This window comes from Nostoc cf. edaphicum LEGE 07299, assembly GCF_015207245.1.
Lineage (GTDB): Bacteria > Cyanobacteriota > Cyanobacteriia > Cyanobacteriales > Nostocaceae > Nostoc > Nostoc edaphicum_B.
In genome coordinates this window covers 1-8,532 of record NZ_JADEXF010000096.1, presented here as the reverse complement: position 1 = coordinate 8,532, position 8,532 = coordinate 1, and the positions used below count along the sequence as shown (strand labels likewise).

The window sequence follows — 8,532 nt, the reverse complement described above, 5'->3', positions numbered from 1 at the left end:
ATATCTGATTGCTCAACCAAAGCAACAAGAAACAGCGATCGCCCAATTTCCTTCCAATCCTCTAACTTGGGAAATTATCCGCAAACGCTTGCAAGAAAATCCCAATCAGCCACAATTACAGTTGATTTTGGCTAAGTATGCCTACGATCAACCAGGCATAGTGGGCGTTTTGGATCAGTTAGTAAAACAGCCCAACCTCAAACCTGAAGATTGGGAACTCATTGGGACAAGCTATTGGGAAAATAGTCAATTTCTGAAAGCGGCTAATGCTTACGCCAAAGCACCCAAAACATCGCGCAACCTCTACCGTACTGCACGCGGGTTACAGGTGGGAGGCAAAGATAAAGAAAAAGCGATCGCCACCTATAAAGAATTAGTGCAGCAATTTCCCAATAGCGAGGAAACTGGGACGGCACTACTACGGTTAGCGGAAACCGCAAAAACACTTAAAGACGGCTTACCGTATCTTGACCAGGTAATTAGTAAATTTCCCAAACAAGCTGGTACTGCACTGGCACAAAAAGCCAAAATCCAAACTCTCAAGGATCAAAAATCAGCTAGCGCAGCGTGGCAATTACTCATAGGTAAATACGGTAACTCTGACGAAGCAGCAGAATACCGTTGGAAAATCGCCCAAGATAAAGCCGAAGCCAAAGATTACGTCGGTGCTTGGCAATGGGCAGAACCAATCGTCACTAATAACCCCAATAGTATTTTGGCTCCAAGAGCAGGCTTTTGGGTAGGTAAATGGGCAGCTGCACTGGGGAAACAGCAAGAATCTAAAACTGCTTATGAATATGTGATTAGCCAGTTTCCCTACTCTTACTATGCATGGCGAGCCGCGACAATGTTGGGGCTAAATGTCGGAAACTTTGACAACGTGCGCGTCATGAACCCGGAAGTAATCGCATCCCAGCGTCCAGTACCGCCTGCTGGTTCTGAAACTTTCAAAGAATTGTATCTGCTAGGTCAAGACCGCGATGCCTGGTTACAATGGCAAACAGAATTTCAGAACAAAATTCAGCCAACAGTAGCAGAGCAATTTACTGAAGGGTTGATGCGGCTGGCTAAAGGAGAAAATCTCATTGGAATTGACAAAATTTCCAAATTGGAAGACCGGGAAATACCAGGCGAACTTGCCCAATATCAGACTCTGAGTAAACAAATCACCTACTGGCAAGCGCGTTATCCGTTTCCCTATCAGCGAGAGATTGAAAAGTGGTCTACTGAACGTCAACTCAATCCTCTGCTGGTAACTGCTTTGATGCGTCAAGAGTCACGGTTTGAACCGAAAATTAAGTCTGTTGCTGATGCTACTGGTTTAATGCAGGTGTTGCCGAGTACAGCTAAATGGATCGCGCCCCAAATCAAAGTGGATTTCAAAACAATAAGTCTAGAAAATCCCAACGATAACATCATGATGGGTACATGGTATTTGGATCATACGCATGAGCAATATAACAATAACTCCTTGCTGGCGATCGCTAGTTACAATGCTGGTCCCGGCAATGTTTCCAAATGGTTGCAAACTCTAACTACAAAAGATCCAGATGAGTTTGTTGAAGAAATTCCCTTTGATGAAACTAAAAACTATGTGCGGCAAGTATTTGGCAACTACTGGAATTATCTAAGGCTTTACAACCCGGAAATTTCTGACATAGTGACAAAGTACTCGACCACACACCCACAACTACCAACGCAATAATCTTAGAAAGTTATGAGTTGTGAGTGTTGAGTTCAAGCAATTTTTTAATTCAAAGTTCACAACTCATAGTGATATCTGTTTAGCTAATTACTAATAACTTCCTCAAAGCCTGCTGCCTCTAATCTACGCTTAACCTCACGATAAGGTAATGGTTTAAGCGGCATCTATTTCTACCTGAAGTGTCTTAATTTGAGGAAGAACAGTAGCTACTGGTGGTTCAAAATGCAGTGACAAAGCTTCTTCAAGATTAGCCAATGCCTCAGTTTCAGTTTCGCCCTGGCTAGCAATATCAATCTCTAAGCATTGTGCCACAAACCAGTTCCCTTCCTGCCATACGCTTGCAGTAAAAGTTCGTTTCATAAGTTTTTATTGTTCGGCACTTTCTGTTGATTTGATTATACGCTAGAAGAAGATCGGAGATGCATTGAAGCCGCAAACGCTTATTTGCTAAGATTTCCAGTGCGACAACATTGAAACAGGGCAACTTCTCATCGCTATGCCAACATCTACACTTGACGATAAAGACGCAGCAGCTATCGAAGCTGCCAGAGTTGGGGTTGCAATCTGCGATCGCACCGCCTGGGGACGTATCAAAGTAGCTGGCGACGATCGCCTGAATTTCTTACATAACCAAAGTACTAACAATTTCCAAATACTCAAGCCTGGACAAGGTTGTGATACGGTTTTTGTCACTTCCACAGCTAGAACAATTGATTTAGTAACTGCTTACGTTAGAGAAGATGCGGTAATCTTGCTGGTTTCACCTAACCGTCGCCAGTTTTTGATGGAATGGCTGGATAAATATATTTTTTATGCAGATAAGGTGGAATTATCTGATATTACCCAATACACCAACACCGTCAGCCTGATTGGCCCAGGAAGCGATGCTGTTTTAGAAAAGTTGGGTATTGGCGAACTCATCGGGCAACCTTACGGTAGTCACCAAGTATATACGATCGCTCCGGCTGAGGGCGTGCGAATTGCTGTGGGTAGCGGGTTAGCTGCGTCTGGATACACCTTCACTTTCCCCTATACTGACACAGAAACGGTGTGGAACAAACTGTTAGAAGTTGGGGCGGTAGAAATGAGCGATCGCGCTTGGGATGCTTTGCGAATCTTACAAGGCCGCCCTGCCCCAGATGCAGAACTTACAGATGATTATAATCCTCTGGAAGTTGGTTTGTGGCAAACAATTTCTTTTACTAAAGGTTGCTATATTGGGCAAGAAACTATTGCTCGGTTAAATACATATAAAGGTGTAAAACAACACCTATTGGGTATTCGTCTCAGTGCCCCTGTAGAAGTTGGAAGTGCGATCGCAGTTGGAGATGAAAAGGTCGGCAAACTTACTAGTTACACCCAAACCGCTGATGGTTACTTTGGACTAGGTTACATTCGCACCAAAGCTGGTGGCGTAGGCTTAAAAGTCAAAGTGGGAGAAACTGAGGGTGAAGTCATAGAAATCCCGTTTGTTTCTCACGAATATCCGTAAGTAATTCAAATCAAAATATCTTTCTCTTTCTCCCTAGCGCCGTAACAAAATTCATCTACCCAAGAAGCTATACTACGGGCATTTGTAGTTGGTAAATTTATTTTGCTCTTAAGCTCTTGTGGATGAATATTCTGTTGTTTATTGTTACTTTTAACCTCAGTAGTAATTGCTAGCGATCGCACTGATTTGCCATTACTGTTAATCTCAGTTGTAATTGCCAGCAATGCGCCTATAGGGATTCGGTTAGATGGCGGGTTGCTTTTAACCTCAGTAGCTAACGCCGCAGATGGCATAGTTTTGGCTTTGGTGTTAACCTCAGCAGTCATTGTCAGCGAGTTTCCTGAAGGTAGGCGTTCAAGAGGCGATTGTAATAATTGATATTCGCTAACAAAACCGGAGGCTGGCGTTTTTGTTGGAGTATCTGGAGCAATTTTAGTAGCAAATGCAACTACCAACTCAGGTTTGTGTGTACGAACTATTTCAGTGGGAACTGTAAATGATGGCACAAGTTGAACGGCGCGTGGCAAGTTGGAGTCTAGAGTTTTGGCAAGAGAATTAGGCGCAATCTTGGTAAGATGTTGATCCTCAGAATACTTCTGATCTAGCGGCTCGTCTTCAGCTTGGCTGGTAGCTATAGAATGGTCTGATTTGATTAAACGTAACTCTTCGTCAGGATTGAAGTTAAGACCTAAAGCAGCGACTATTTTATCTGGATCGTTATTTAGATCCAGCATAAAAGAAAGTATTTCATCAAACTGGGGTTCCAAAACAGATAGTGTTGCCAAAATAAAACCGGACAAAGGGCGGCGCAAACCATCGTAAGTGGCCCAAATTCGCATTTTGACCAGCCAGGAAATATTTTGCTTGTAGTAAATAAGCCACTTTTGTTTTAAGGATTGACGCAGCTGCTGGATATTCATTGGATGCCTCACTTCAGTCAACAAGATTGCAGACCTTGATATTGAAAATTTAGCTTTATTTCTGGGGATGAAACCGATAATAGAGCATCTGTTTGACTCTTTGACCACCTAGCAAATGATTTTCTATCAGTAGAGATACTTCATCCGGTTGAACGCCGCTATACCAAACAATGTCTGGTAATATCAGCACCATTGGCCCATTGCCACATTGTCCTAAGCAGCTGCTAGCCGTTACAGTTACACCAGGGATTGGCAAAGCTGTAAAAGCTGCTAAAACCTTGGTTGCACCTTGCTTTTTACAAGTACGATTTTGACAGACTCGCACACATTTAGGAGAAGAGTCTCGATCTATTTTTGGGAAGTCTGATGGTTGAATGATGTTGGTCATTTGTCCTTTGTCATTTGTCATTTGTCATTTGCCAAAAGTCAAAAGTCGGAAGCTAATGACCAATGACTAATGACTAATGACTAATCTATTGAAAGTCCTTTTGAGGCTAGCCATTCCGGGTTGAATATCCGCGACTGATATCGGGAACCACTATCACACAAGATGGTGACAATGGTATGTCCTGGCCCCAATTGCTTCGCTAAGGCAACAGCTGCCCCAACATTAATACCCGTTGAGCCGCCCATCAACAAACCATCTTTCCTCAGCAGTTGGTAAACTACTCGCAAAGCTTCTTGGTCATCGATTTGGATGGCATCATCAGCAGGTGCGCCTTCCATATTGGCTGTGACACGACCGTTACCGATGCCTTCAGTGATGGAATTTCCTTCTATCTTGATTTCGCCAGTTTTGACATAGCTATAAAGTCCACTACCCAGCGGATCGGCTACAACACATTTAATTGCTGGATTTTGTTCTTTTAAGTACAATGCTACACCAGCATAAGTACCGCCAGTACCAGTTGCAGTTGTCCATGCATCTATTTTACCATCTGTCTGCGTCCAAATTTCCGGCCCTGTGGTTTCGTAGTGGGCGAGGCGGTTGGCTAAATTATCAAACTGATTTGCCCAAATGGCATTTTCCAACTCAGCAGCTACTCTGCCAGATAGCTTGACGTAGTTGTTTGGGTCTTTGTAGGGGACGGCGGGGACGGGACGAACTTCTGCTCCTAGTGCTGTCAGCGCGTCTATCTTTTCTTGTGACTGGGTATCGGGAATAATAATTAGGCATTTGTAGCCTTTGGCGTTGCAAATATGTGCTAGTCCAATGCCAGTATTACCAGCGGTTCCTTCTACAACAGTACCACCAGGTTTGAGTAGACCTTTTTTTTCTGCATCTTCGATGATGTAAAGTGCGGCGCGGTCTTTGACAGAACCCCCAGGATTGAGAAATTCTGCTTTCGCAAGGATTTCACACCCTGTTTCTTCGCTAAAACTGTTTAAGCGAATTAAAGGGGTGTTGCCAACAGCGCCAAGGAAGCCATTCTTTATATCCATTTTGACTGTAATTTGTGAGTTTCTATAAAAATTTTGGCTTATAGCTGTAGCATGATTTACAACTGATTTGCCTAAAATTCTATGATACTTACATTGGAGCGCTTGCCATTGGTGTACTTCCTATCTCACTCCTAACTCCCCACTAATTCACTTTCCGTAATAAACTCTGGCATTACCGTATCCGAGCTTTCGCATATACTTGTTCCATTCCTCAGCTTGGAATCGATTGGGGAAAGGCCCGACTGCTACGTGTGGGCCCCGTGGTTGCGTCCTTTCGAGGACTCCGCCCGATCGTCCTAAATCTTGTGTCAATCCGCCTAGATTCTGCCTAACTTGTGCTGCGATCGCAGGTAACTGTTCGGAAGTGGTGGGAATGGCGACATAATATCTAGAGGCTCGCCTATTAGCATTTATATTATTGCGATCGTCTATATAGTTATAGTTGCCATTGTCTGCATTTATTTCCTGTCCGTTACCAAAGCTGATAATTCGAGCGTTATATATGCCTCGTGACTGTAGCTCATTCACCCGTTGTTGGGCGTTGGCGACTCTGTTAAAAACTCCTGACTGAATTACAGTCCGACCTTGGAACTGGCGAATGTAAGCACTGGGTTCAATCTGACGTATGGCTTCTAGTGTCTGGAAATCACTACCATCAACATAAACTAAATAGCGCTCAAAGTTCTGGTTATATTGACTAAACTGTGAACGTTGAGAGGGCTGAAAGTTCTGCTCAAATTGATTATTCGGTAAGGGTTGGGAAGGCTGAAAGTTCTGCTCAAATTGATTGTTCTGTAATGGTTGGGAAGGCTGAAAATTCTGCTCAAATTGATTGTTCTGTACTGGTTGGGTGGGCTGAAAGTTCACTTCCGGTTGATTGAAGTCCTCTGCTTGAACTGGTTGTAACTGCGGTGATGGCTGTTGACCAAAGGGAATTGGCGGTGGCGGTAAAATCTCACCAGTTTCTTGAGCCAGTAGCACGTTGCTGTTGGAAATTTGTGCTTGCGCTGGGCTAAAGTCGGGAATCAGTACTAACCATCCTCCCACTAACAAAAAAAGAAGTCTGATCGTAGGCTTCCAATCCTCAAAACTTCGGCGCAGTATCTGAAATGGGATAAATTTACTTGATATTCCTCTCGACATAATAGTTAGAAAGTAGTCACAGTATTTTTAGGTAATTTCCATCAGGAACTAATTAGTTCACCGTTGTCGCAACTATATAGCGTTAACGTAAAGTTACCTCATCTGCGTGGCAAAAAATACATCTGTAATTAATCTTAGATGAAGGAGTGAATAGCGATGTCTAGGATGGGCTACGCCGACGCTAATTCAGAGACTTGAAAACTGAAGTGCTTTATTAGCAAGGCTTTGAAGAGTGTGTGCTACAATTTGACAATCACGCATATCGTGTCGTGCTTTGTATGAAAAAAGTCGTCGTTGGTCTTTCTGGTGGCGTTGACAGTTCCACTGCCGCAGCTATCCTGCACCATCAGGGCTATGAAGTGATTGGTTTGACTCTTTGGCTAATGAAAGGCAAAGGTCAATGTTGCTCTGAAGGTATGATCGACGCGGCTGAACTCTGTGAACAATTGGGCGTTCCCCATCAGGTTGTGGATATTCGAGATGTCTTTCAGACGCATATTGTCGATTTCCTGGTGACTGGTTACAGTGCTGGGATCACACCTTTGCCTTGCTCACAGTGCAATAAAACGGTGAAGTTTGGGCCAATGGTGCAGTATGCTCGTGAACAATTGGGGTGCGATCGCATCGCCACTGGTCATTATGCCCGAATTAGCTATGACGAAGCAACTGGACGTTACCAATTATTAAGGGCTGTTGACCGTAACAAAGACCAGTCATACTTTCTCTATGATTTGTCTCAAGATTTACTTGCAGCAACCATATTTCCTCTAGGGGAATTAGAAAAAACTGATACGCGCCGGATTGCGACTGAATACGGACTAAAAACTGCTGACAAGCCAGAAAGTCAAGACTTATGCTTAGTGGAAAGTAACGGTTCCATGCGGGCATTTTTGGATAAATATTTAGCTCCCAAAACAGGCGATATTGTCGATGTGACAGGCAAAGTTTTGGGACAACATGATGGTGTCCATCATTACACCATTGGTCAGCGCAAAGGCTTGGGGATTGCGGCTGCCGAACCGTTGTATGTGATTGAATTAGATGCGGAAAATAATAAAGTAGTAGTAGGCGATCGCACTAAGGTAACTCAACCAGAATGCACTGTAAATCGGGTAAATTGGGTTTCTATTGCAGAACCATCCACCCCAATTCATGCCGAAGTGCAAATTCGCTATCGTTCAACGGCTACACCAGTAACGGTGATTCCGTTGGAAAACTCCCGTGTGCGTTTGGTGTTTGATGAACCCCAAATCAGCATCACCCCCGGACAAGCGGCGGTGTGGTACGACGGGGAAAAAGTGTTAGGTGGCGGAATTATTGAACAGTTTAGTTAAGAATAACTCTTACCCTGTTTTGGCATAAACCAAAGCCACCTTGTAGAGACGGCGATTTATCTATCGCGTCTCTTCCCTTAACCGAACCCTATTGAATAATCCCCAATGCGTAGGCGTAGCCAGCCATAGGCATCGCCGAAATAGCAAATGCGTACTCCGAAATAGCAAATGCGTACCCCGAAATAGCAATTGCGTACCCCGAAATAGCAATTGCGTACCCCGAAATAGCAAATGCGTACTCCGAAATAGCAAATGTGTACCCCGAAATAGCAAATTTGTACCCCGAAATAGCAAATGTGTAGGCGTAGCCAGCCGTAAGCATCGCCATGATTGCAACAATTTAGCTTTGTCACGCCAGCGTAACGCACCGCAAATCTTTGGTGGAGAAGTTTTGCGACTTGTGTATACACAAGTCTGAAATAGTTTACTAACCTGGTTTTTGCGTCAGTTTTACCCCACCCTAACCCTCCCCTTGCAAAGGGGAGGGAATAAGAT

At 43.9% G+C, this 8,532-nt stretch carries 9 protein-coding genes; 3 read left to right on the top strand and 6 right to left on the bottom strand.

What is annotated here, in order from left to right:
- Positions 1-1,705: lytic transglycosylase domain-containing protein (locus IQ229_RS04580; RefSeq protein WP_194041679.1), on the top strand; the 1,705-nt coding region annotated here is incomplete at its 5' end.
- Between the two features lie 153 nt (positions 1,706-1,858).
- On the opposite strand, the gene IQ229_RS04575 is transcribed toward IQ229_RS04580, so the two are convergent.
- Positions 1,859-2,065, bottom strand: a complete 207-nt coding sequence (locus tag IQ229_RS04575; protein WP_194041677.1) for a type II toxin-antitoxin system HicB family antitoxin — start codon at positions 2,063-2,065, stop codon at positions 1,859-1,861.
- A 136-nt stretch (positions 2,066-2,201) separates the two neighbouring features.
- Between IQ229_RS04575 and ygfZ the strand changes: the two genes are divergently transcribed.
- The gene (gene ygfZ / locus IQ229_RS04570; RefSeq protein WP_194041675.1) at positions 2,202-3,197 is read left to right on the top strand and encodes a CAF17-like 4Fe-4S cluster assembly/insertion protein YgfZ; all 996 of its coding nucleotides are present in this window, start codon (positions 2,202-2,204) and stop codon (positions 3,195-3,197) included.
- A 5-nt stretch (positions 3,198-3,202) separates the two neighbouring features.
- Here the strand turns inward: ygfZ and IQ229_RS04565 are convergent, their stop codons facing one another.
- The 4 genes from IQ229_RS04565 to IQ229_RS04550 form a co-directional block, all read right to left on the bottom strand.
- Positions 3,203-4,117, bottom strand: coding sequence for a DUF5331 domain-containing protein (locus IQ229_RS04565; RefSeq protein WP_194041673.1), 915 nt, complete (start codon positions 4,115-4,117; stop codon positions 3,203-3,205).
- Positions 4,118-4,172: 55 nt separating this feature from the next.
- A complete protein-coding gene (locus IQ229_RS04560; RefSeq protein ID WP_194041683.1) occupies positions 4,173-4,505 on the bottom strand; it encodes a (2Fe-2S) ferredoxin domain-containing protein in 333 nt (110 codons plus the stop codon).
- A gap of 80 nt (positions 4,506-4,585) precedes the next feature.
- A complete protein-coding gene (locus IQ229_RS04555) occupies positions 4,586-5,560 on the bottom strand; it encodes a cysteine synthase A (protein ID WP_194041671.1) in 975 nt (324 codons plus the stop codon).
- Between the two features lie 147 nt (positions 5,561-5,707).
- On the bottom strand, positions 5,708-6,607 hold the full coding sequence (locus tag IQ229_RS04550) for an SET domain-containing protein (protein WP_322743944.1): 900 nt from the start codon (positions 6,605-6,607) through the stop codon (positions 5,708-5,710).
- Between the two features lie 374 nt (positions 6,608-6,981).
- Here IQ229_RS04550 and mnmA point away from each other — a divergent pair, with 374 nt between their 5' ends.
- Complete coding sequence (gene mnmA, locus IQ229_RS04545) at positions 6,982-8,037, top strand: tRNA 2-thiouridine(34) synthase MnmA (RefSeq protein WP_194041669.1); 1,056 nt, start codon at positions 6,982-6,984, stop codon at positions 8,035-8,037.
- A gap of 88 nt (positions 8,038-8,125) precedes the next feature.
- On the opposite strand, the gene IQ229_RS23730 is transcribed toward mnmA, so the two are convergent.
- The gene (locus tag IQ229_RS23730; RefSeq protein ID WP_228013126.1) at positions 8,126-8,359 is read right to left on the bottom strand and encodes a hypothetical protein; all 234 of its coding nucleotides are present in this window, start codon (positions 8,357-8,359) and stop codon (positions 8,126-8,128) included.
- Between the last annotated feature and the right edge of the window lie 173 nt (positions 8,360-8,532).

Coding starts and splice junctions, on each gene's coding strand:
- IQ229_RS04575 (WP_194041677.1), bottom strand. CDS start 2,065: ATGAAACGAACTTTTACTGCAAGCGTATGGCAGGAAGGGAACTGGTTT.
- ygfZ (WP_194041675.1), top strand. CDS start 2,202: ATGCCAACATCTACACTTGACGATAAAGACGCAGCAGCTATCGAAGCT.
- IQ229_RS04565 (WP_194041673.1), bottom strand. CDS start 4,117: ATGAATATCCAGCAGCTGCGTCAATCCTTAAAACAAAAGTGGCTTATT.
- IQ229_RS04560 (WP_194041683.1), bottom strand. CDS start 4,505: ATGACCAACATCATTCAACCATCAGACTTCCCAAAAATAGATCGAGAC.
- IQ229_RS04555 (WP_194041671.1), bottom strand. CDS start 5,560: ATGGATATAAAGAATGGCTTCCTTGGCGCTGTTGGCAACACCCCTTTA.
- mnmA (WP_194041669.1), top strand. CDS start 6,982: ATGAAAAAAGTCGTCGTTGGTCTTTCTGGTGGCGTTGACAGTTCCACT.
- IQ229_RS23730 (WP_228013126.1), bottom strand. CDS start 8,359: ATGCTTACGGCTGGCTACGCCTACACATTTGCTATTTCGGGGTACAAA.